Source organism: Kineosporia sp. NBRC 101731 (assembly GCF_030269305.1).
Lineage (GTDB): Bacteria > Actinomycetota > Actinomycetes > Actinomycetales > Kineosporiaceae > Kineosporia.
In genome coordinates, this window is the sequence record NZ_BSTC01000005.1 from 33793 (window position 1) to 60634 (window position 26842).

At 66.8% G+C, this 26842-nt stretch carries 1 protein-coding gene (cut by a window edge); it reads left to right on the forward strand.

The features are described from left to right. Window positions 1–26842: the 5' portion of a toxin glutamine deamidase domain-containing protein gene (locus QSK05_RS15840; RefSeq protein WP_285597978.1), read on the forward strand. It continues 2186 nt past the right edge of the window; the window shows 26842 of its 29028 coding nt (coding positions 1–26842); the start codon lies at window positions 1–3; its stop codon lies beyond the right edge, outside the window.

The following is a 26842-nucleotide window of genomic DNA, read 5'->3' on the forward strand; positions in this document are numbered from 1 at the left end:
GTGTCTCGTCCCCGTGACTGGTCGGCTCTCGAGCGTGACGATGACCCTACCCCGGGCGACCAGCAGGCCGTTTCCGACGTCGTCTCGTACATGAACCGGATGCAGACGGCCGCTAATGACGCCAACGATGGCATCGCCGCCATCATGCGCCGGTCGGGGGAGGGCGCTTTCGTCGGCAAGACCGGCGACTGGCTCCGCAAGGAGATCGAGGAGAAGACCAAAACCTTCCTGACAGCTGTTCACCAGGCGTTCAACGATGCGGCCCCGGCCCTGAGCTCGTACGCCACGAAGCTGAAGGACGCTCAGCTGAAGGCTGATACCGCGCTCACCGCGGCGCAGGCCCTGAGCGAGGACGATGTGGCCGGCCGACAGGCCGAGCAGCAGAAAGCGCAGGAAGCATCCGAGGATCTGCGTGAGGCCGCCCAGACGGCGGCCGATGCGGTCAACCGGGCGGCCGACGCGGCCGTCAACCCGTGGGCGAAGTCGGCGTGCGACCAGTTCTGGGACGCCGTCTTCTGGATCACGCTGGCGATCACCCTGGTGGCACTCGTCTTTGGTGGCGTCTTCGGGATGATCGCCTGGGCCGGGGCGCTGGCCATGGCGATTCACTCCACCGTTGATTACGCCCAGGGCAAGATCGGCCTCGGCGGACTGTTGCTGGCCTGGGCGGGCACGTTGTTCCCCGCCACGAAGGGACTCAACTCCATCTGGAAGTCCCAGGGCCTGACCTTCACCAAGTGGGCAGGACGCGGCTGGGACAAACTGGTGACGAAGTTCGGTGCGCGAGGGGCGGGCACCATCGTTCTCCTCTCCCCGGTGCTCGCCCCGGTGGGCCTTGCCGGGTGGCTGCTGTTCAAGGGCGGCACTTTCGCTGTCAAAGGGCTCCAGGGGCTGGGCAAAGCCGTCATGGCCCGTGGCTGGAATGTGGCCAAGATGGCCGTCGACTCGGTCAATAGCATCGGGAAGGCAGTCGAGAACTTCTGGGTGAACCATCTCGGAAAGGGCCAGTGGCTGCGGATCTTCACCCCGATCGAGGCCCACGAGGTACGGCTCATCGGACTCGGCAACGCCACCAAGCTCTCCATCGGCGGCCGCGGTCTGGGCATGACCCGGTACTCCAATGCCAGCATGCTGACCACGACGGGCCACGGGCTGGTGCAGATCTCCGAGGGCATCATCCGGCTCACCGGTCATGGTCTGGACGGTGGGATGCAGGCGTTCACCAGGTCCGGAACCTTCCTGACGCAGCTCACCCCCGATGAGCTCGCGGCGGTGGGCAAGCTGTCCGGGATCGTCAGTTCGCTGGACGGCGTGGTACCGGTCAACGACATCCTGAAGGCCTTCTCCGGATCCGAGATTCGCGATCTGCAGACCGGCCTGAGCAAGCTCGACGGCGGTGCGGGAACGAGCGCCCTCGACGGCACGCTCAACCCGGACTGGAGTTTCCTCACCCACGGCGACGACATGGTGCGCACGCCCAGCGGGCTGCACATCCCGCAGAGTGCCGTCTCGGCCGCGCACGGTGCATCCGGGATCGACGCCTTCTCGGCTTCGGGGATGGGTCACAACCTCGACGCGGCCGGCGTCAAGGTGCCCACCTCGGGGAACCTGGCCGACATCGACCTGGGCCGTGCGGGTGCGGGCGGTCTGACCGACCGGCTCCAGAACCTCGCCGACCTGGGTACCAGCGCTACTCCGGCCCGGGTTCCGGCCACGGGGATCAGTTCGGCCGCCGCGGTGAGCCATCTGGACACGCTCACCCGGATCGGTGACCTCAGCAGTTCCCTGCAGTCCGGGACGCTCGGGGCCGGCACCCGGGTGACCGACGGCATCTTCGAGGTGTCCACCGACGGACTGAAGATCACTGACGGTGTGCATCAGATCTCGTTCGACGAACTGAGGTTCACCGACGGAACGACGAGCATGGCTGCTGGTTCGGCCCGGCTGACCGACGGTTCCGCCTCGGTCGCCACCAGCAATCTCAAGGTCGTCGACACCGCCGCCGCAGCGGGGAAGGACACCCTCAAACCGCTGGCCGGCCTTCCGGGGCACGGTATCCAGGTGACCGACGGCGTCGCCTCGGTCGATCTGAGCAAGCTGATGGTGACCAACGGAGCCGGAAAGGCCCACCTGTCCACCGTGCGGCTGACCGATGCCAGTGGCTCGGTCGTGCTCGACATGAAGAACCTTCGGCTGACCGACGGGGTGAATTCGGTCAGCCTGGACAACGGCCTGAGCCTGGTCGACGGCGCCGGCCTGGCAGCCCGGTCCGGAACGATCGGCGGAGTCGACGGTTTGGCTGAGCACATCATCGGGGTGAGCACCGACCGGCTCGCGGCGCTGGACAACCTCAGCCAGATGATCAGCAAGGGAGCCGACGGCTCGACCACGCTCGACCTGTCCGGCCTGACCCGGGGGATGACCAAGGAGGGCGCCGCGGCGTCCCGGCCCGCTGTCGACCTGGGTTCGATCGCCCACACCAACAACGCCACGCTGCGTACGGCGATGGACGACTTCGTGGTCCACGAGTTCAAGAAACTCATGGACGGCGAATTCAAGATCATCAAACAGACCGACGAGTCGATCCAGGTGAAGCTCGACCGGAGCCCGGTCGACATGATCCGGGAGAAGTACGGCAACACGGCAGCCCCCCATGGCATCGCGGATGACGTCGTTCCAGGTTCGTCCCGGACCCGTCCGGCCAGTGGCGAGCCGGTTTCCTCCGTCCGAACGCCCCGGACCGGAGCCGGTTCCGCGACCCTTCCCCCACCCCTGGCCCGTACCGGTGACGTGGGCGACCTCCTGGCCGACCAGCTGCCCGGGGCCACTCGCCTCGACGATGTCGCCGAGCCCACCGCGCTGGACGGGGTGTCGGCGCTGAACCGCTCGGGCGACCACGTCGACGACGCCCTGGACAACGTCACGCCGGCCCACCAGGGATCGAGTAGTGCGGACGTCGACCAGGCCGGAGTTTCCGCGGAACGACCGGACCTGGCCGGCACCGAGGTCCAGACACCGGCCGTGACGCCTTCGACCGGCGAGAAGGTCGCGCTCTCGTTCGAGGAAGCGGTGGGTCCGCAGACCGGCGCGGCGGCAGTTCACCCCCCGTCCAGCGCGACACAGCCGGAACTGCCCACCCCGGGCCACCCGAATCCCGCCGTCGAGCAGCTCGAGACCCAGCTCAGCCGGGTCTGGGGGAACGCCGACCAGAACACCTTCGAGGCTGTCACGCAGTATCACCTGGCCCAGGGCGCCGTGGCCCAGGCCCAGACGGAACTGATCCAGACGCGGGCGCTCGGCCTGTCCACCGGCTTCGAGCTGGCCCGGCTGGAGAAGAACGTCCATGTGGCCCGTTCGGTGCTGGGCAAGGCCGAGGACCAGTTGAGCGATCTGGCCCTCGACCCGGTGGCGGTCAACCAGAAACTGCTCGATCTGGAAGCGATGGATGCCCGGTACGCGCTGCGCCGCCAGGAAGTGGTGAACCTGCACTCGCAGCGGGTTCTGGCGGCCGCCCAAGAGGCCGAGGCCGCATACAAGGCGGGGATTCCCGCGCCGGGCAAGCCGATCCAGGCCACCGGCCCGGCGTCGATGCACGTGGGGACGACGGATCCGGTCCAGGCGCTGAACGTCACCGCGGACGAGTGGGCCCAGATCGAGCGGGTGCTGAGCGATCTGCAGCTCAACCCGTCGGCGGTCAACCGGCGTGCGCTCGACACGACCCTGGACTCGCTGTCGGTCGACCGGCAGGCGTTCTCGGATCTGATGCGCAGCCGGGAGATCGGCCCGGCACCGTCCGAGCTCGCCCAGTTCCGGCAGGAGTGGGGTCGGACGACTGAGTCGGCGGAGGCCCCGGGACCGGTCCGGGGTGGCCTGAATGCGCAGGACATGGCGATGCGACAGGCACTGGCCCAGGCGCCCGAGTTCCGCTTCGTCCGCGACTACTTCTCCCAGCAGTTCATGCAGCACATCGACGCCTCGCAGCAGTACCTCAGCCATATCGGCGGACTGACGGCCGCCGATGCCGCGGAGGCGAATCTTCTGGCGGTCCGGCGGCTGGAGTACGCCCAGTGGGCCGCCGACCCGTTGCGCACCGGCTCGCATCCGGCCGGGATGAGCGAAGTGGACGTGCAGAACCTCTTCCGGAGCCAGGATCTGGCCATCCCGGAGGGCACCCGCAACCTGCCGGGAAACTCCCGGGACTGGCTCTCCCGCGGGGCGAACCACTCCGGGAAACCCTCCGGGGAACTGTCCCTTCAGGGTCTGGGCCGGATCTGGGACAACTACCTCGACCGGACCCGGCTGGCCCTGCGGGAACTCGGCTCAGCCGATCAGGCGGGGCCCGTGCCGGACCTGCAGTGGGCGCTGCAACGTCAGCTGGACGAGCTGGCTCCGTCGCTTCAGCAGGCATTTCGCCGCGAGATGCTGCTGGAGCGGCACCTGGTGCAGGCGACCGAGCAGTTCGACGCCCAGGTCAGTCAGGTCCTGCAGGGCTCCGGGCTCGACCTGAAGGCCGGCGCCGCGGAGATCTCCCGGGCCAGAAACGCCTTCGTCAATGATGTGCGCACCGACTTCGTCCGGGTCACGCAGCAACTCGAGGACGAACTGGGAACGGCCCCGCTGCCCGCGCTCGCCTCGGACGTCGACGACGTGTTCCTCGAGTACAGCCCGACGATGCTGAAGCCGGGGAACGAGACCGCCGGGGCCGCCGAGGATGCGGTGGGCGACGCACTGGCGACCTCCGGTGCCGCCCGGCCGGGCCCGTCGCTGGTGAATGACCCCCTGGTTCGCGCTCTGGACGACCGGCTGGAAGAAATTCTGGAACAGCGGTTCTGGGACCTCCAGACCGATGCTGCCGCCACGGCCCGGGTCACGGCCGACATGGCCACCCAGTCACCGCTGTGGAAGCAGACGCGCGCCGGTCTCCTCGACGGGGTCGCCGATCGCCTGCGCTTCGAGGTCGAGGCAACGACGGCGCTGCGGGCCGGCGGACGCGAGTTCGAGGACATGACCTTCGGCACCCGGATCGACGAGTCCCAGAAGGCCTTGCTGGGAGCTGATTTCCAGCAGGACCTAGGCGCGGCCTTCCATGAGGCATATCAGGCCTCCGGGTCGCTGCGCGGCTGGCTCGACGACGTGGGCTCCGACGCCTTCCGCGGCGGAGGCCAAGACTTCTGGCACGAATTCACCCCGGTGGTCACCTCCGAACAACGCCGGGAGCAGTTGTTCAACGCGTTCAAGAGCATGCCCGGCCAGCAGCGTGCTGCGACCGAGGGCGCGCACCTCGCCGCACCGGAGACGGCCGGTGTCCAGTCCACGGCGAGCCGCCCGTCGGCGGTGACCGAGCAACTGCATCAGCCTGCTGCGGCCACGCTCCGATCGGAGCAGGTGCCACTCGGGCAGGGTGCCGCATCGATCCCACTGCGGCGTCCCGCCCCGGTGTTCTCGAGCGTGAAGCTACTGCAGTCAGCCCCTGCCGAGGCGATCCTTCACGACGCGAATCTGATGCGGGTGCAGCTCGAACAGGCGGGCATGTCCACGCAGGCCGCGACCCGGGCGCTCGAGCCGTTCTCCGAACAGGCCCGGCACATCGTGGTCGCCGCCCAGAGATCCGAAGCCGCGACGAACGCACAGACAGCCGCTCATCAGCTCAACTGGCACTACCGACAGTTGCTGGACACCCGGTCTGCCTGGGTGGAGATGCAGGTCGACGTTCTTACCCTGGGCGAGCGCCTCGAGCAGCAAGCGCTCCAGGCGCTGAACCGGGCACCGCTGGAGCAGCTCAGTCCGGCCGAGCGGGCCGTGGTTCCCGACCAGGCGATCCGCAGCGTGCTCGGCCAGGTCTCCACCGACCTGGAGAGAACGCTTCAGACCTATGCCACGTCCGGGGAGTCGGAGGCCGCACGGGTGCGGCGGGTCCGCAGCGACGTCCATCGCCTGGTCACCTCGGTGGACCAGCAGATTCAGCAGGTGATCTCCGGCCCCACCGTGCCGGTCCTGCAGGATCGCTCCTGGGGGCTGGTGGCCCGGATGGGCAACCCGGTCGCGCCGGGCAGCCAGATGATCGCCGACGATGTCCGACGGCTGGCCGATCGGATGACCGAGCTGGGCCACGAAACCGAGCGGGTCCAGCAGGTGACAGCCGAATACCGAGCCGCCGCCGAGCTGATCGTGGCACCCGCCCGCGAGACCGCCGCTGCGACCGCGCTCGCTGCTGAACGCTACTTCGACCTCAACCAGAACATGCATGACTGGCTCAGCGCCCAGAAGACGGTGCAGGACTGGGTGGCGTCGACACAGCGCTGGTCCGACGCGCGGATCGCCCTGCTGAGCGACGGGCTGAGCGACGGGGCTACCCCGGCCGTCCGGGACCTGCTGGACGGGACCCGGGTCGACCTGTCGGCCCGGGCGACGCAGATCGCCGGGCAGGTGCAGGCACTGCTGAGCGCACCGGTCGGTAATGCCGGTCGCAGCGAGTTCGTGGCTTCCCTGACCGTGGCGCAGGAAGCACTCGCCGCCGGCCGGGAGGGGTTCCTCGACCACCTGCATCAGACACTCACACAGCTACCGGAACGAACCCTGGCGCACGGTGGTGAACGCGCCTCGACGGTGCCGGTCCCCGCCTTCGCCCCGCAGCAGTTGCCGGCGCAGGAACCCGCCAGGCCGCTGACCCAGGCGGCCGGTTTCGACACCTCGGTCATCCCGAGGCTGGACCCGTCGGCGGTACGTGGGCACCAGGGCCTGACCACCGAGCTGGAGAAGGTCTTCGCGGTTCGGCCGGATGCGCTGGCCGACTGTGTGTCGGTGTTGGCGACGCTGCACCAGGCGGTAGCCGGGGTGCGGGTGGCGGCGACGGTCGACGACGCCCTGACCTCGATCGCCGATCTGGGCCGGCGTCTGGGTAGCGACACCTGGGACCGGGTGGGCAGCTCCTGGGACGTGCTGGTCGAGACGGTGCGCCAGGGTGGGCATCTGACCGTCGGTTACGTGTACGCCTCTGCCATCAATGCCCCGATGCATGCCGTGGCCCTGGTGAACTGGCACGGTAACCCGTACTGGGTGGATATGCAGGCTGCCGGACTCGGGCTCGCCCCGGTCGTCCCGGTGGGCCACGTCCACGGGTACCGCCTCGAGGGGCCGCTGCCCGCGAGCGGAGCTCACGCACTGGTGCAGAGGCTGGACGGTCAACTCGTCAGACTGCCTACACAGGAGCAGGTCTCGACCGTTGACGCGTTGCTTGATCCGCCGACGACGCGTTCTCCCCGGATGATCGACGCGGCCCGGCAACTGGCCCGGGCGGGTGCGTCCGCCGAAGCCGGTACGAGCATGACGATCGGTCTGAGTCGGGGCCCGGCCTTCCGGGACGCCGCGTACCCGGGGCGCGCCGAGCTGAACCGGATCAAGAACGACAGCCTCCACCAGTTGCAGCAGCTCGCGCCCGATCAGGACTGGAAGCCAGTACTGCAACAGATCGAGACGAGCATCGGCGGTGCGTTCCGCGCCAGCCGGAACCTGGTGAAGGGATCGGTGTTCTCGGCTGCTGCCCAGGCGCTGAAAGATACCTACCCGCCGGCGTCCGCAGCGGTTTCGGGGCTCTTGTCGGCCTACGCCGGTGCACTGCTGGCGGCCTACCACAAGAGCGCCGAGACCGATGCAGCCCGGCTGCTCGATGAACTGTCCGACATCGACATGAGTACGGGATTGGGACCCGCCGCCCGGCTGCGTGGCCATCACGTCGACACCGGCGACATCGCGGATCTTCCGCCGTACGTCCTGGCCGGACAGCTCGGTAGCGGAAAGATCCTGCAGACCGACAAGTTCACCGCGGCCGAGGAGATGGCCCGCGAGACCATCCGACAGACCCGTCTGATCATGACTCCCGAGCACATGTCCGCTCTGGAGCGGTTGGTGCCCGGGGGTGTGATCAGCACGGCCGACATGACCCGGATGATGAACGGTGGCATTCGTCTGGGCGAACCGTTGCGTTCTGACGGCCGGCAGTACGAGCTGAGGGTGGGAGTCGAGCTCACCGGCGGGGTACCGCTGAAGCGGGCCGAGGGGTTCAAGGACTTCGAGGACGAGACCATCGCCTACGACGTCCGTTACCCGACCGGACAGGTCGACACCGGCGCCGGTCGGACCGCGCAGAGTTCGCTGCCGTCCAGCCTGAACAAGGCGTTCGGGCTGGGCACCTCATGGGTGCTGCGCACTTTGGGGGTTCCGCTGAACGCGCGGTTCGGTGTGCAACATTCCCTCGAACTGGCCAGTGGCACCGGCACCGAGTGGTCGCGCAATGTCAAGGGTTTGATCGGTACCACGGAGTTTCTCGCCGCGGGCCGGGTCATTCTGACGGTGCGGGAACTCGGCCAGGTCAAACCCCGGTACATGATTCCGATCGGTCACGGGCGTGTCTGGGTGAAGTTCTACAACGAGGTGGTAGGACGCACCCCGTCCCAGTCGGCTCAGTCGTCGAGTGGCGGCATCCTGGCTGCGCCGATGCGGGGTCCGGTGCCGGTACATCCTGTGATCAGCGCGCCTGCGCACCTGAGAATGTCCGGTCTCAGGGTCGTCTCGCCGCTGATCGACGTGTTCCACGCGGTCGAGGCATGGGACGGTCGGGCTCTGGAAGCGGCTGTGCGCGCACGGCTGAATGATCCGATGTCGGATCTTGTCAACAGGCAGCTCGACGCGTTCTTCCACACCGAGAACCTGCTTCTCAACTTCGGTCTCGTCACCGGGGGCAAGCTGCTGTCGAACGTCCTGGAGATGGGCAGCGGTCTTGCCTTCGGGGTGAGTGGGCAGATCGCCTCGGTTCAGCTCATCACGTCGGTGGCCAAGACCACTCTGCGGCAGGACTCCGGTTCCTCGGTGAAGATCGAGAGCAAGCGCGGTGTCTCGTCCACTCTCGACGCAAGTCTCACCGTCGCCGGCGGCTTCCTGCTGAAGCAGCACCCGGAGAAGGGCGGGCTGGGAAGCTATCACTCCGCCACCACGGCCGTCGGTGGCGGTATCAGCCGTTCCAAGCCCTTGACCCTCTCCTCGGGGAACAACGCGGGATTCAAGGCTGTCCTCGAGTACACCGGTCCGGCCCGGATGTACCGGGTGCGGATGGCGACGACCGTGGATTTCGTCGTGCAGAAGCCCAGCTTCCTGGCCCGCTTCACCTCACCGAACCGGGTGCTCGAGGCGGTCAATGTCTACACCACCGCTTACGTCTGGGTTCCCGAGCGCGAGGCTGAGCGGTTCGAGGAGCTGGTGCGCGATCCTCGGGAGGGTCGTGTTTCCGGCGAGCCGGTCCGGCACAGTGTCCCGGCGCCGATGCCGGTCTCCGACGAGTCGCTCAGTGCGCCGCTGACCGTCCAGGAGCCGGCCACGTCGTCCGCGATCGAGTCCGTGGTCGAGATCGACCTGGTGGAGGCACGAAGAGGCAACCAGCAGCGACAGATCACCGATAGCCAAGGAGAAATCCGTTACCTGCCGGCTAACCTCGTCCACGGACGGTCGTTCGGGCATGGCGGCGTCGATCTGGTGCCCGGGGCGGAGAAGGTGCTCCCGACGATCGAGCACCTGATCGAGGTCAAGAAGCCCGGTCTGCTCGCTGGGCTGCATCTCATCGAGCGTCAGACTTTCTGGCGCCAGGTGAATCACGTCTTCTCGGTTCCCGGTCTGCTCACCCGGATGCAGCGTGGTCTGGCGACCCGGATTCCGCTGACTCTGCCCGTCGGTGGGGTCGTGGTCCGGATCGTGGTGGAGCCCCGGCTCGGCCAGATGCTTGAGGCGCAGCTGCAGTCCGACAGCGCAGACCCCGCATCCGTGCACAACGGGACGATCGATGTCTCCTGGAAGAACTCGCAGCGGCTGGATCACAAATCGACCGCTGGCAGCGGCGTGCGCGGCACGTTCGACCTGCCCTTCCTGGTCTCCCCGGCGCTGGAGAAGAAGAGCGTGCGGGGCCTGATCCCGGCGGTCGGGGGCACTCACGCGCGCACGCACCAGATGGCCGCCGTGGGTGGTCAGGCGGTGAAGTCGAACCGCCGGTACAAGTTCTCGAAGAACCGGGTGCATCTGCTGCTGTTCGCGGCCGAGTTCCGGGTCGGTGTGAGCATCGATGCGCCCGGCCGGCGGATCGCCCAGAACCCCGGTGCCACCAGGCCCACCGCCGCAGCGATCGCATCGGTGCAGGGTGACGAGCTCGAGACCCCCTACCAGTTGCTCGAGGACGCGGTACCGCAGAGTCTGCTGGATCTTCCGTCCGGTGCCGTGACGGTCTCCGGGAAGATCCGTTTCGCGATCGCCGAGGATCTCCTGCCGACTCGCCCGGAGCAAGATCTGGCCTCGATCGGGAGAGTGACGACCGGCCTCACCTCGGCCGAGGTGAAGCAGTTCAAGGACACCGCCATGAAGCTGGACCGGCTGGCCAATCAGGTGGTCCCGGTCAGCCTGATCGGGCTGGACGCGATCGAGCGGGCTCTGGTCGGGCTGCTCGGCTCGGGTGGGAATGTTCATCAGGTGCGGTCTTTTGTGGAGAACGGGATCTCTCTGGAGCATTTGCTGGGCAACATTGAGCCGTTGCTGGACGGTACTGGTCTGCCGTTGAGTGAGATTCTCGATCCGGGAGTGGTGTACGACGCGCACACCACGGCGCGGATGCGGTTCTGGTTCGCTCCGCCCAAGCCGTTGCTGAAAACGACGGCGGGGGCTGCGGACGATGTGAACGAGTCCACTGTTCGCCTGGACTTCCAGGAGAAGTACTCGACCTCTACGGACGGCGGTTTCGGCCTCTCCGGGATCGGTGTCCATCGCATCCAGCAGGGCGCGCAGAACGAGGAAGCCACCGGTGGCTCACAGCCGTCCGGCGGGCTGTCCTCGATCCTCGTCGGCGCCGGTCTGTCGGGTCGGAGAGAGGGACGTCACGACCGCTCACGTAATGACAACCTGGGTGGCGGGGTTCGTCGCACCGGCCGGGACAACGACGAGCACAACCTGTACGAGACCGATGTGCTGGTGGAGATCCAGCTGTGGCGCTGGAGCGATTCCTTCGGGACCTGGAGCCGCACCGAGAGCGTCACGCATCTGCGGATCGAGCGAGGAGCCCGATTCCTGTTCAGCCTGGCCAACAGCCGTTCACTGAACCTCGCGCTGCCCGTGTCCGAGGTGGCCGCCCAGATCGCCCCGGAACCGGGCGAGGTCGAGGCAGCCTTCACCGGCACACCGGTGCCGGGGCAACTCGCCACCGAGCCGATGGCCGCCGCGCAGGTGCCGGCGGCGCCGGTTGCCGACGTCGAGGCGCAGACGCCGGTCCTGAGCCCGCCCAGTTTTGTGAACGACGGGCATCTGTTCGGGCTTTCCGAGGTGGTCGGGCTGCGCGATCCGGGGGCCGTGCTCACCCGGGTACAGACCCTGCTGGCCGATCACGTCGATGGTTACGCCGATCAGACCTGGCTGGACGTGCCCACCGGCGCCCGGGTGCCGCTGGAGGCGGTCCTGTCCGGCCGTAACCTCCGGGCCCGGATGGGCACCGCGATGGGCGCGGGCATCGTCCTGGTGCTGGTGCGGGACCTGCCGGTGGCTCCCTACCGGCAACTGGTGCAGGTCAAGGTGACGATGACCCTTGGCCAGGCGAGTTCCGCGGGCAAGAAGGTGCCGGTCTCACTGGACAACTTCATGCAGTCCTCCGGAAAGACCGACCAGACGGCCGGCAGCGGCATGAGCGTCTCGGGCGGTGGCAATGCCAGCGCCGGGCTCACCGTCGGCACCGCGGACCGGCCCGGTGGCGCCCTGGCACTCTCCGGCGCGTTCGGGTCGGCCGTATCGCTGACCGAGACCAGCAGTGTGAAGAACAACTTCCGGATCAAGCCGAAGACCAAGGACGCACTGGAGACCGTGCATCCGGTGAACTTCCGGGTGGAGCTGCGGGTGACGAACGAACCGTCGCAGTGGCTGGACAGCGTCACCGGAGGCCTGGCCTGGCGGCCCGATCCGGCCCAGGTGTACCGGGAGAACCTCAGCGGGGAACTGACCTTGCGCACCCCCACCGACCTGAGCGTGACCGGTCCGCTGAACGCCTCGCACACGTCCCATCACCCGTACCTGCGCGCAACCTCGGCGCCGGTCGTGGAACTGGGCGATCACCTGCCGGTCCAGACCTGGCTGTCCGGGGCCAAATTCCTTCCCGCGCATCTGCAGGCCGTGCTCACCGGCCACCGGCCGAACTCGATCGAGGCCTTCCGGGCAGCGCCTCCCGGAAGTCCGGCGCTGCAGCGTCTGCATCTGCTCGCATCGGAAGAGGGAATGGCCGCTGGGGCCCGGAGGATGTTGTCGCCCGAAGGACTCCTGGTCCCGGGCACCCCTGCGCCGGGCGCGGTCACCGATACGGTTCACGACCTGGTCACGAGGCTGGGGCTGGCCCATCTGGTGATCCTCAACCCGCCCGGCCCGCAGAGCGGCACGATCCTGCCGGTGCGAATCGGGACCGAGCGCACCATCGAGTCGGGGCAGGAGAGCGAGCAGGGCGTCACCGGGGACACCACGAGGGGTGGTTCGGGGGCGGCAACGTTCGCACATACCTACCTCCCCCCGGCCGGCAACGACCCGATCAGGTTGGGCGAGACTTCATCGCTGGCCGGCCAGATCGCCGGTGCGATGGCCGGTGCGGTAGCCCAGGGCAGTTCCGCCAACGCCGGACGGGTGGTCGAGGAGACCAAGGAACTCGACATCCAGGGATTCCTGTTCCGGGCGGACGCGGTGCACCGAACCTCCCGGAACAGCAGTTCACGACGTCTGGAGCAGGTCGGGGAGTCCACCGCCGCCGGAGAGCACGAACTCACCGTGGCCAACGGCGCCTACGTGCTGTTCGGCGAACGTGAGGCCGAGGCGCTGGGGCTGATCACGGTCGTGTCGGCGCCCGACGGTCAGAGCAAGGTGTACCGTCCCGGACCTCGCGCCACGATGGACGATCAGTCGCTCGGACAGCGCAGCCTGGTCCGTCCGCAGATCACCCGATCGGGAATCGCCCTGGACGACTCCTGGGTCGCTCGACGGCTGGGTGACGCGATCGCCCCGGTGCCGGGATGGCTGACCGTCACCGGCCGGTTCGACGTGGTGTCCCAGACAGTTCAGCTCGGCACCGATCCGCAGATCCACATGGACGCGGAGGAATTCGTCGCGTGGCTGTCGCAGCAGCCGCAGTGGGCGGGACGTTCCCTGATCATGCTCCTGGACGGGGCGGGTGCCCTGGCCGATGGCTCGGTGGCGGGTACGTTCGCGCACCAGGTGCAGGAACTGGCCGGGGTCGAGGTGCTGGCACCCACCGGTCAGCTGTTGCTGCTGCCGCCCCGCCCGCAGGTCGACGATGCCGTACCGCAGGCCTCGGTGGAGGTTCTGGACTCTGTCCCGAATATCACTGATCCACTGAGTTTCCGGTGGTTCGGGCAGGTGCACGTCGACGGTGTTCGCGCGGTGGGCGCCGATCTGGCCGCCGCGCTGCAGGCCGTCGGTGCCGCACCCACATCCGGGGAACTGTTCCAGTGGTTGCCGTTCGAGGTTCCGCTGCTCACTCCGGCCGGCTCGATCGCCACTGACCTGGACGATGACCTGTTCGGGCTCAGTGACGACGAGGGCCTGACCGAGATCCTGCTCGACGATGGCCGGTTCAGCGACGTCGACTCCCTCGACCAGGTCGGCCTCGCGACGATCGACGAAGCTGTCGAGGAGCAGGTTGACGTTCCCCCCGCGGTGATCGAAGAGGCATCCGTCACCACACAGACGGCGGTTGCCGATGAGATCCACTCGTCCGCACCGCAGTCCCAGCCACTGGTCCTGGCGCAGATCGCGCCGGCACCGCTCAGCGCGCACGGCCACCGGCCACGGGTCGACGCGACGGTACCGCTGGTCCAGCAGGAACTGGCGTTGCAGCTGGCGGCCCTGCCCGCTGCCGCCGGTCTCCGGGCCCCGGGCCTCACGCGGGTGCACGAACTCATCCGGCAGGTGCAGGCTTCCGGCATCGAGCTACCGACCGTGGCCGCCCTGGCCTGGGAGGTGTTGCGCCTGCATCTGAGCCTGGAAGGCGTCGATCTGGCTGATGCCACCCTTGCTGAAGCGACGGCGAACCATGGCGATCCGCAGCAGTTGCTCGGATCGGCCGGTGACGCGTTGCGGGTGGGCCGGGTGCTGAGCGACGACGTTCGGGTGCATGAGGTGTTCCCGGAACTGGCATTGGTGAATCCGGGGTGGGGTCGGGGTGGTGAGTTCGAGGTCAACTGCGTGCTCGCGTTCATCACGATGTCGATGGCCGTGCGGGACGGGGAGGCGTTCCAGACTTCGCCGAGTGCCATGTGGTCGCGTCAGGAGCTGATGGCGTGGCAGGAGCAGCAGCTGAATGTGGTGTCACCGCGGGTGTTCAGGTCGAGTGATCTGGATGCGGTGCGGGGCGTGATGCTGGGTGCGGGGGAGGGTGCTCAGGCGGGTTTGGTGTTTCAGGTTCCGGGTGAGGTTTTTGGTCATGTGGTGAATGTGGTGACCCGGGCTGGGCAGGTGTGGTTCCTGGATGCTCAGTCTGGTTCGGCTGCTGTTTTGCCGGATGGTGTTGCGGAGTTCGAGTTCTGGCCGATGTCGGCGGGGATCGCGGCGCTGGGGGAGCAGGTCGGGGTTACCGATCTGATCGAGTTGCCGGGGGTTGCGGGGGTCGGCGACTCCGTGACGACCGGTCTGACGCAGGCTCCTGCTTTCCGGGCAGACGCGCATCCAGGGCCTGCCGAGTTGAACCGGATTCTGGACGACAGCCTCGTCCAGCTGACACAGGTTGATCCCGATCGGGACTGGAAGCCGATACTGAAGCAGATCGAGAAGGCGATCGACACGGCGTTCAAGGCCGACCGGAACCTGGTGACCGGCTCGGTCCTCGAAGCCGCCGCACAGGGGGTGCAGACCACCTCGTTGCCGGCGTCCGCTGCGGGGTCGGACCTGGTGCCGGCCTACGCCGCAGCGCTCCTGGCGGCCTACCACAAGAGCGCGCAGACCGAGGCGGCCCAGCTGCTCGACGACCTGTCCGACTTCGACGTCAGTACGGGTACGGGACCTGCTGCCCGGCTGCGCGGCCAGCTGGTCGACACCGGTGACATCGCCGACCTTCCGCTGTACGCCCTCGCCGGGCAGCTCGGCAGCGGAAAGGTTCTGAAGACCGGCAAGTTCACGGCATCCGAGGAGATGTTCCGCGCAGCGAGCCAACTCACCGGAATGACTCTGACGCCCGAGCACATGTCTGCTCTGGAGCGGTTGGTGCCCGGCGGCGTGATCAGTACGGCCGACGCGACCCACCTGATGAACGGTGGCGTGCGTCTGGGCGAGCCACTGCGGCTCGGTAGTCGGTTGTACGAGCTGAAGGTGGGACTCGAGCTCACCGGTGGAGTCCCGCTGAAGCGGGCCGAGGAGTTCAGGGACTTCGAGGACGAGACCATCGCCTACGACGTCCGCTACCCGACCGCACAGCTCGACACCAGCGCCGGAAGAACCGCGCAGCGTTCGCTGCCGTCCAGTCTGAACGCGGCCTTCGGCCTGGGAACCTCGTGGGTGATGCGCAGCCTGGGGATCCCGCTGAACCTGCGGGCTGGTGCGCAACATTCCCTGGAACCGGTCAACGGCACCGGAACCGAGTGGTCGCGCAACGTCAAGGGGCTGATCGGTACCACCGAGTTCCTCGCTGCGGGACGGATCACGCTGATGCTCCGGGACCTCGACGTGGAAACGGCCGTCAGAACGGTCCCCATCGGTCACGGCCGGGTCTGGCTGAAGTTCTACAACGAGGTGGTGCGACGTACACCGGTCCCGGACCAGTCGTCCCGGATACCCGGCGGAGGCATCCTGGGTGCCCCGACGCGCGGTCCGGTGCAGGTGCACCCGGTGATCAGTGTTCCCGGGCACCTGAAGACGTCAGGCGTTCGGGTCCTCTCACCGCTGACCGACGTGTACCACGCGGTCGAGGCGCTGGATGGCCGTGCGCTGGAGGCGGCGGTACGGGCCCAGCTGGGTGGTCCGCACACGGCTGCGGTCGAACGGCAGCTGGACGTGTTCTTCCACACCGAGAACTTGCATCTCAACTTCAGTTTCATGGCCGCGAGCAAGCTGATGTCACATGTTCTGGACATCGGCGGACCACTCGCGTTCGCCCTGAGCGGTCAGATCACCTCGGTTCAGCAGATCACGTCGGTGGTCAAGACCACTCTGCGGCAGGACTCCGGTTCCTCGGTGAAGATCGAGAGCAAACGAGGTATCTCGTCCACACTGGACGCAGGTCTCAGCCTGGCCGGTGGATTCCTGCTGAAACAGCACGCGAGCAAGGGTGGGTTGGGCTCCTACCATTCCGCCACCACCACCGGCACCGCCGGGATCAGTCGATCCAAGCCTCTGGCCATCTCCTCGGGGAACAACGCGGGGTTCAAGGCTGTCCTCGAGTACACCGGTCCGGCCCGGCTGTACCGGGTGAAAATGGCGACGACAGTGACGTTCGACCTGGAGCAGCCAGGTTTCCCGACCGGGTTGGCCTCGCCGCATCGGGCTGTCGAAGACGTCGAAGCCTTGGTCGAAACGTACATCTGGGTGCCTGAGCACGAGGCCGAACGGTTCGAGGAACTGGTGCGCGAGCCCCGGGAGAGTCAGGTTCCCGGAAGCCCGGTCCAGCAGGTCCAGCAGGTCCAGCACAGTGTCCCGGCGCCGATGCCGGTCTCCGATGACTCGCTCAGTGTGCCGCTGACCGCGCCGGAGCCGGTCACGTCGTCCGTGGTCGAGCCGGTCGCCGGGATCGACCTGGCGGCAGCTCGGCAGGCCAACCAGAGCAAGCAGATCACCGATAGCCAGGGCAAGATCCGTTACCTGCCGGCTGACCTGGTTCACGGGCGGTCGTTCGGGCACGGTGGTGTCGATCTGGTGCCTGGGGCCGAGAAGGTGCTCCCGGCGATCGAGCACCTGATCGAGGTCAAGCAGCCCGGTCTGCTCGCCGGGGTCGGTCTGAGCGAGCGTCAGACATTCTGGCGTCAGGTGGTTCAGGTCTTCTCGGCCAGTGGTCTGCTCACCCGGATGCAGCGTGGTCTGGCGACCCGGATTCCGCTGACCCTGCCTGTCGGTGGGGTCGTGGTCCGGATCGTGGTGGAGCCCAGGATCGGCTCGATGCTTGAGGCGAAGCTGCAGTCCGACGGCGCAGACCCCGCATCGGTTCACAACGGGACGATCGATGTCTCCTGGAAGAACTCGCAGCGGCTGGATCACAAGTTCACTGCCGGCAGCACACTGCGCGGCGGGATCGACCTGCCGTTCCTGATCTCCCCGGCACTGGAAAAAACCAAGGTCCGGGGCCTGATTCCTGCTATCGGTGGTTCTCACGCGCGCACGCACCAGATGGCCGCCGTGGGTGGTCAGGCGGTGAAGTCGAACCGCCGGTACAAATTCGCGAAGAACCGGGTTCACCTGCTGATGTTCGAAGCGGAGTTCCGGGTCGGGGTGAGCGTCAGCGTGCCGACCCAGCGCATCGCGCATCACCCCGACAACACCCAGGACACCGCCGCACCGATCGAACTGGTGCTGGGAGACGAGCCCTCCACCTCGTACCACCTGCTCGAGGACGCAGCGTCGCAGCCCGCTGCGCAGGGTCTGCTGGATCTGCCGTCCGATGCCGTGACGGTCACCGGGAAGGCACGTTTCGCGATCGCCGAGGATCTCCTGCCGACTCGCCCGGAGCAAGATCTGGCCTCGATCGGGAGAGTGACGACCGGCCTCACCTCGGCCGAGGTGAAGCAGTTCAAGGACACCGCCATGAAGCTGGACCGGCTGGCCAATCAGGTGGTCCCGGTCAGCCTGATCGGGCTGGACGCGATCGAGCGGGCTCTGGTCGGGCTGCTCGGCTCGGGTGGGAATGTTCATCAGGTGCGGTCTTTTGTGGAGAACGGGATCTCTCTGGAGCATTTGCTGGGCAACATTGAGCCGTTGCTGGACGGTACCGGTCTGCCGTTGAGTGAGATTCTCGATCCGGGAGTGGTGTACGACGCGCACACCACGGCGCGGATGCGGTTCTGGTTCGCTCCGCCCAAGCCGTTGCTGAGTACGACGGCGGGGGCTGCGGACGATGTGAACGAGTCGACTGTTCGCCTGGACTTCCAGGAGAAGTACTCGGCCTCGACGGACGGCGGTTTCGGCTTCTCCGGGATCGGGGTCCATCGCATCGAGCAGAGCGGCGATGCCGAGGAAGGTTCCACCAGTGGCACGACGAAGGACGCAGGCCTGTCCTCGATCCTGGTCGGCGCAGGCTTCTCGGGCCGCTTCGAATCCCGCAGCGACCGCTCACGCAACGACAACCTGGGCGGTGGTACCCGCCGCACCGGCCGGGACAACGACGAGCACAACCTGTACGACACCGATGTTCTGGTGGAGATCCGGCAATGGCGCTGGAGTGCCGCGCTGGGCACCTGGAGCCGGACCAATGAGGTCACCCATCTGCGGATCGAGCGGGGAGCGCGGTTCCTGTTCAGCAAGGCCAACAGCCAGTCGCTGAAGCTTGAGCTGCCCTTGCCCGAACCCGTTGCCGAGATCACCCCGGAAACGGACGAGGTCGAGGAGGCCTTCACCGGGACGCCGGTGCAGTCGAACCCGGTCGCTGAGACGAATGTCGAGGCCCTGCCGGTATCGGCGCCCCAGGCCGAGACCGATCTGCCCGTGCTGAGCCCTCCCCGTTTCGTGAACGACGGGCATCTGTTCGGGCTGTCCGAGGTGGTCGGGCTGCGCGATCCGGGGGCCGTGCTCACCCGGGTACAGACCCTGCTGGCCGATCACGTCGACGGTTACGCCGATCAGACCTGGCTGGACGTGCCCACCGGCGCCCGGGTGCCGCTGGAGGCGGTCCTGTCCGGCCGTAACCTCCGGGCCCGGATGGGCACCGCGATGGGCGCGGGCATCGTCCTGGTGCTGGTGCGGGACCTGCCGGTGGCTCCCTACCGGCAACTGGTGCAGGTCAAGGTCACGATGACCCTGGGGCAGGCGGTGTCCGGCGGGACGAAGGTGCCGGTCGCCCTGGACAACTTCGCGCAGTCGTCCGGGAAGACCGACCTGGCCACCGGCGGCGGAACAACCGTCTCGGGCGGTGGCAATGTCAGCAGTGGTTTCACGGTGCACTCCACGGAACGGCCTGGTGGCGCACTGGCCGGCTCGCGGGCGTCCCAGTCGTCCGTGTCGCTGACCGAGACCAGCAGCAAGAAACACAACTCCCGGATCAAACCGAAGACCAAGGACGCGCTGGAGACCGTGCACCCGGTGAACTTCCGGGTGGAGCTGCGGGTGACGAACGAACCGTCGCAGTGGCTGGACAGCGTGACCGGAGGCCGGGCCTGGCGTCCCGATCCGGCTCAGGTGTACCGGGCGAATCTTGCCGGTGAACTGACCCTGCGCACCCCCACCGACCTGAGCGTGACCGGATCTCTGAACGCCTCGCACACCTCCCATCATCCGTATCTGCTGACCAGCAAGCCGGAACCGCTGGAGCTCGGCGAGCACCTGCCGGTCCAGACCTGGCTTCCCGGCGCCAGGTTCCTTCCCGCGCATCTGCAGGCCGTGCTCACCGGCCACCAGCCGAACTCGATCGAGGCCTTCCGGGCAGCACCTCCCGGAAGTTCGGCGCTGCAGCGGCTGCACCTGCTCGCCTCGGAGGAGGGAATGGCGGCCGGCGCCCCGAAGATGCTTTCGGCGGATGGTCTTCGGGTTCCGGGAACCCAGGTTCCCGGCGCGGTCACCGATACGGTTCACGACCTGGTCACGAGGCTGGGGCTGGCCCATCTGGTGATCCTCAACCCGCCCGGCCCGCAGAGCGGCACGATCCTGCCGGTGCGCATCGGGACCGAGCGCACCACCGAGTCCGGGCAGGAGATCGAACAGGGCGTCACTCAGGAGACCACCGGCGGCGGTTCGGCCGCGGCATCGTTCGCCCACACTTTCCTTCACTCGGACGACGAGCTGATCAGGCTCGGTGAGACCAGCTCGCTGGCCGGTCAGGTCACCGGGGCTCGGGCCGGTGCTGCCTCGAAGGGCAGCACCGCGAACGCCGGCCGGGTGGTCGAGGAGACCAAGGAACTCGACATCCAGGGATTCCTGTTCCGGGCCGATGCGGTTCACACGACATCTCGGGAGAGTAGCTCGCGCAGGCTGTCGCATCAGGGCGATTCAATTCCCACGGGGCAGCAGGAGATCAGCGTCGCCAACGGCGCCTATGTGCTGTTCGGTGAGGCCGAGGCCGAGGCACTGGGACTGATCACGGTCGTGTCGGCAGCCGACGGTCAGGGCAAGGTGTACCGGCCCGGCCTGCAGGCAACGGTCGACGGGCTGCAGACGGATGCGGCAGAACAACCGGTTTCGGCTCAGGTCACCCGGTCGGGGATCGCCCTGGACAGTTCGCGGCAGCTGGGTGATGCGCTCGTCCCGGTTCCCGGGTGGCTGACCGTAACCGGCCGGTTCGACGTGGAATCCCAGACCGTCCAGCTGGGTTCGGACCCGGCCAACCGTTGGGGGGCAGCAGCATTCGTTGCCTGGCTCGCGCTGCAACCGCAGTGGGCGGGACGTTCCCTGATCCTGCTTCTCGACGGGGCAGGAGCGGTGAACGGCAGGGCGGTGGCGGACACGTTCGCCCATCAGGTGCAGGAACTCGCCGGTGTGGAGGTGCTGGCCCCCACCGGCCGGCTGCTGATGCTGCCGCAGCCCCCGGACACGGTTGGCGACGCGGACCCGCAGGGCCTGCTCCAGGTGACGGACTCCGCGCAGAACGGTGAGCAGGAGAACGCCTTCCGCTGGTTCGGCCAGGTGCACGCCGACGGCGTCCGTACCGTGGCCGCAGATCTGGACGATGCGCTGAAGGCGATCGGCGCCTCACCGGCAGCCGATCAACGCCCACACTGGTTGTCACCGACCGTCCCCCTGCTCACCCCGCACAGCATGACCACGGCCGGCCACCGCAACGACGAGAACCTGACCGAGATCCCGCTGGAGGATGGCCCGTTCAGCGATACTCGCTCCAGCGAGCGGGCTGTGCCCGAGGCGGTCGAGGGCGAGGTGGATCGCGTTCTGAGGGACGTGGTGGCCGATGTGGTGGCGAACGCTGCGGTTGAGGACGAGGTGACTCGCGTTCTGGATGACCTGGTGACCGATGTGGTCGCCGGTCATCAGGCTGTTTCGGAACATGCTGATGCGCCTCAGGAGGCTGCGCCGTCGGCGCTCTCGCAGATCGCCCCGGCTCCACCTAGTGAGTATGGTCATCTGGGGCGTGATGAAGCGACGGTGCCGCTGGTCCGGCAGGAGTTGCTGCTGCAGTTGGCTGCGCTTCCGGATGCTGTCGGTGTCGTCCACCCGACCCTCACACAGGTGCGTGAACTGCTCGGGCCGTTGCAGGCGCCCGTCTACGACGGTTTGACCATCGCCGAGATTGCCTCGCGGGTGTTGCATGAATACCTGGATGGGCTAGGGGCGAACCGTGATGGTGTCGAACTTCCCGGATCCGTTGCGAGCAGTGAAGTTCAGCGCCGACCGCTCTCCGCAGCGGAGGTTTTCGCTGCTCTCAAGCGTTCGCGCGGGGTTCGCCCGGAATCGGCTGCCGAGGTCGAGCGGGCGGTCGGGGATTGGCTGGCCGCGGTGGATGCCCGGGGACCCGTTCGGGGAGCCCTGGCCGAGCTCGACGACAGTACGGTCCCGACCGACTGTGTCCTGCGGGTGACGACGGTCGCCCGGGCCCTGGGGGCACGAGAGGCCGTGCTGGACGACCGCGGAACCTCACCGGTTCTGGGGGATCTGCTGGCAGTGATCGGTGCCGACTGGTTCACCCCGGTCCGTTCGGTGAGCGAGGCCGAGAAAGCGATGGCCGCTGAGCCGGTGGGGTCAGTGGCAGTGGTCTACACGCAGGCGCCCGGACGGCCGAAACATGTTCTTCTGTTGTGGAACACGCTGGATGGACCGCGATGGGTGGAGACCCAGGCGGAGCCAGGAAGCCGGGTGCGTGGGCCTGGTGAGTCCGGGATCAGCGATGTCGGTCTCGGGATGGCCATGATTCCGGTGCCCGGTAGTGCCACGGTCGTGGGAACGAGACCGGAAACCGAACAGGGAAGCCGGACCGTTGAGGCACTGATTGATCCCGCGACCTCCGTATCACCTCAGGCACTCTTCGATAAGTCCGTCGTCCGGCTCAATGAGGCGCCGGACGAGGAACTCATCGACGACGTACATCGCCTCCTGCAGGCCGATGAGTCCCAGATCGTGAGGCTGTCCGGGCTGGCGGAGCTGCAACGTGAGGTGGCGCTCGTACTGGACGGTCTCCCCTTGTCGAGCGACGTGGTCAGAGCAGCGGACCTACGCTCAGATCTGATGTCCCGCGTCACTCCGGAGAACGTCGCGGCGCAGGTGAAGCAGCATGGTCGGTTCCAGGCAGAAGCGACCCAACATCGGCTCGTACTAGGGACCCGTACGGTCACGGTGGTCGCGCATCCGAGAATGCGGAAGTACCAGCCTCCCGCAGATGGACGGCAGACCGTTCACCTGATCTGGGAGTTGCGTGCCTACCGGCAGCTGTCGCTGTCGATGCACCGCACCTTGCAGCACGTCAAGCACGTGACCGCAGGGCAGCTGACCATACGCCCCAGCATTGAGGAATCGCTGGACGAGCAGAGGCGCAGGACGTTCGTTCGCCTGGATCTGTACTCGAGCCAACGATATCCAGCACTGAAAGGCATACTCGAAGGGGAGCTGGCGCAATGGAAGGAAACCTACAATGCGCAGTTGAAGGCTTTCCAGGCGAGACACTCTCCCTTCGATAGCCCCGAGCATCATTGGGACGTCGTTGAATTCGAGCGACGGACTCTGGACCTGTTGGACCGTGCGTTCCGTAGGGTGCTGGAGCGGAGTTCTTCGTCGGAGGACGTGTCGGGGGGGATGTCGCAAGCCCGTGACTGGGTGGTACGTAAAATCAAGGGTGATATTGAGCCCTGGCCGCTGTCGGCCGCGTCGGGTGACGATCCGAACACGACAGCCGAAGACGGCATTTCTGGCGACGCATCTTTCGATCCGTTGCAGAAATTCGTGGTAGATGCTGCAAGAACGGATGAATTCGATCGAGCGGAAGGGATTTCAGGTCGACGGAGGAAATTGGAGGAAACTGTTTGGGAAGGGCACTGGAATGCGATTGCGGAGGTGTGCGAGAAGTACAAATACACTATTGCCATACGTGAGACCGGTGCGTTCTCCATTGCCCGGATCAAGGAGGGCGCCAAGCCGAAACCGCACACCATCCTTGAGAAATCCATCAAAGAATCCTCGGTGCACAAGGCCTATGCGGATCGCTCCGTGGCCGAACGTGAAGAGGTGATGAGCTGGCTGGAGAGCCAGGACCTGCTGGGTTTTGTCGGTCATTGGGGGCCGAGAGGGCTGATCGGTGTCCGCATCGACAACCCTCCCCCGTACGTCCGGGAGATTCGCATCGCCGACCCGTCTCGGCCCGGCCAGTACATGAGCATCATTCATGATCTTGACGGGCAAGGGCAGTACGTGCCGCTGACCGTGCGGGACGGGAACGGCGAGCTTGTCGCGGGTGGCGGCCATGCCTTGGCCAAGCTCAAGGAGGATCCGCGGTGGAAGCAATATCTGTATACCGGGGACTACGACCTGCATGAGGCGTACTACGTGTACACCGGCCATGGTTCGACAGGCCGGGACTGGCAGATTGCCGAGGCATCGAACGAGAAAGTCGCATTCCTGAACCGGCTCAACGATGGGATCGCGAGGAACTCCGGAGAGGACGTGAAGCGCGCCGGTCGGGCATACCTGGGGGACGGGCGTCTGCACATGGACAGGCAGGAGTCTGCCTACGCCATGTTCCAGCACGGTGACCAGGCGACCTACCGGATGAATCAGTACCTGGAGGCGGCAGAGTCCGGCTCTGAGCAGGCAGTGCTGGTGCGGGCAGTCGCGACCGAGAGCGACGAGCCGATGGCCTGGTGCCGCTTCGGTCAGTGGTTCGTCACGTTGAACCGGGTGGAACACGCTGCACTGCGGGCCGCCTGGGGACTGGTTCCACCCAACAGTTGGAGTCCAGAGGTAGAGAAGAAGACGGCAGAGGGTCTGTACAGAACGGCCCGCTACACCGATGGCCGACCACCGGTCCACGCGGCCGCCAATGCGGTGCATCAGCGCCGGCCGCTGGGTTCGTCGGGCGATTCGTGGCGGATCGGCCGGGTGCTGAGTGATGAAGTTCGGGTGCGCGAGCTGTTCCCGGAGCTGGCGTCGGTGAATCCCTTGCGGGGACAGGGTGGTGAATTCGGGCTCAACTGTGTGCTGGCGTTCATCACGATGTCGATGGCGGTGCAGGAGGGTGAGGCGTTCCAGGCTCCGCCGAGTGCCATCTGGTCACGGGACGAGTTGGCGGGCTGGCAGGGGCAGCGGTTGGGTGTGACGGAGCCGGTGTTTTTCCGGTCGGGTGATCTGGATGCGGTGCGGTCGGTCATGCGGGCTGCGGGTGAGGGTGCTCAGGCTGGGTTGGTGTTCCGGGTTCCGGGGGCGGGTTTCGATCATGTGGTGAATGTGGTGACCAGGGACGGGCAGGTGTGGTTCCTGGATGCGCAGGCGGGTGCGGCGGCGGTTCTGCCGGATGGGGTGGAGGAGTTCGAGTTCTGGCCGATGTCAGCGGGTATCGCTGATTTGGGAGACCCGCCGGGGAGTGTGGATCTGGTCGCCTCGCAGACGCAGATCGTGCGGGACGCTGCGCTTGCAGCTGGGCTGGGCTTGGCCGGGGCCAAGGTCACCGGTGTTGATGTGGACGTAGATCTTTCGTCCGAGCGGTCGGCGCCAGCCGGCCAGCCTCGATCGACCGGTCATGATCCCAAGGTGGCTGACGGTGGCAGCTCACATGCACCTACCGTGCAGATGTCAACAGCGCGTGAGGGCGACCAGACTGGCGCCGTCGACGGGGCCCCCAGCGTCGACCAGGTCGGCGAAGCCAGTGAGACACCGAAATGGGAGTACAAGCCGTCTCTGGACGAGCCGTTGCGGGTTCTGACCGGAGCGGATGGCGGGGTCATGATGGGTGATGCCCGCGATCCTGTGGTCCGGCAGGCATTGGTACAGGAGTTTGCCCGGCGCGGTGCGGAACTTGATGGTGTTCTGATCGCGGTCTCGCATGTCTCGGGCGACCTTGCCCTGGAACTGTTGGCGTCGGGTGCGGCTTTTCGCTACAGCCCTGATGTCGTTCGTCAATCGGGTGACGGGACGTTCTATCTGTCCACCATCGCAGACCGAACCACAGGGGAAACCGCTGAGGCGACCGGCGGTTTCAGCGTCAGTAGCGCGCCAGGAACCGAGTTCCTGACCGGCTGGATTACTGCTCTACCCCGAGGCTGGTCATACCCGCAGACCGGTGAGGTGGTGGAGGTCACGGATGATCGGCGTGGCATCTTCATCCGTGAGAGCCGTCTGTCGCAGCCGGCCGCTTCATGGGAAAGCCGCCTGGCCGAGTCCAAGATCTTCAACGGGGAGTTGTCGGCGTATCAGGATCTGCTGGACGGAGATACCAGAACGCACCGTAGGGCATACCTGTATCGAGTCGCTTCCGGTGTTCTGATTACTGATCGGCCGGGTATCGATCTTCGGGCTCTGGAGCGTCCGGCTCAGGAACAGATGGTCATCTACACCCGGTTCACCGATCCCGGTCGGGCTGAGGACGAGGCGGACTATGTTGCTGCCGAACTTGACCTTTCGCCCGACCAGATGGTGCACCAAGACCTACCGGTAGATGCGACGAGTACATATGTCATTGAACGTCACGAGCTGAGTGCGGCCGGCACCTGGTCGTTCGCTCGTGGCCCTGCTCCTGTTGCTCTGCCCAACACGGTGGTGCAGCTGCTGGATCAGCAGCGGTATGAGACCGAGCCGGTTCAGTACCGCCATGTCGAGCGCACCCGATGGAACGCTCCGGCGCAGGCCGACGTCAGGGCCAGGATCGGGAACATCCTCAGTTCGTCGGGTGAGCTGAACCAGCAGGACGTGGTTTTCACTCACCAGATGACAAAATTCCTGTCGAGAGTCGTGCCGTCGGTGCCTCGGACACTCGGGGATGATGATGCGGCGGCAGGGATACCGGTGGCCGAGGAGATGGTGCTCGGGGTGCCGGTGACTGAGGGCACGGTGGCCGAGGACGTGGTGGCCGGGGTGCCGGTGACCGATGGCGTGGTGGCCGGGGTACCGATGGTCGGGGGACCGGCGGTCGAGGACGTGGTGGCGGGGGTACCGGTAACTGAGGATGCGCTGGCCGAGGACCTGGCGGCTGGGGTGCTGGTGGCCGAGGACGTGGTCGTCGGGCTACTCGTGGCTGAGGAGGTAGAACTAGGGGTACTGGCGCCCGAGGACGGGGTTGCCGAGGAGGTGGTGGCTGGGGTTCCGGTGGATGGAGAGGCCGAGCTGGGGGTCTTGGTTGCCGAGGAGGTGGTGGCTGGGGTTCCGGTGGATGGAGAGGCCGAGCTGGGGGTCTTGGTTGCCGAGGAGGTGGTGGCTGGGGTTCCGGTGGATGAGGAGGCCGAGCTGGGGGTCTTGGTCGCCGAGGAAGTTGCAGCTGGGGTTCCGGTGGCCGAGGAAGTGGCTGACGGGGGTGGGGCGCTGTCTCGGCCTTCCGCGGAAGAGATCGCTCACAATCAACTACGTGACGGTCTGCGCAGTGCTGTCACGCAGCTCGGTGCCGACTGGGAGGGGACACTGGCCCGGTGGGCCGAAGCAATTGCGATTCGGTCTGGTCCGGCCAATCCCTACACAGCAAGTCTTTTCGAGGTCCGCCAGTATCAGGTGCCAG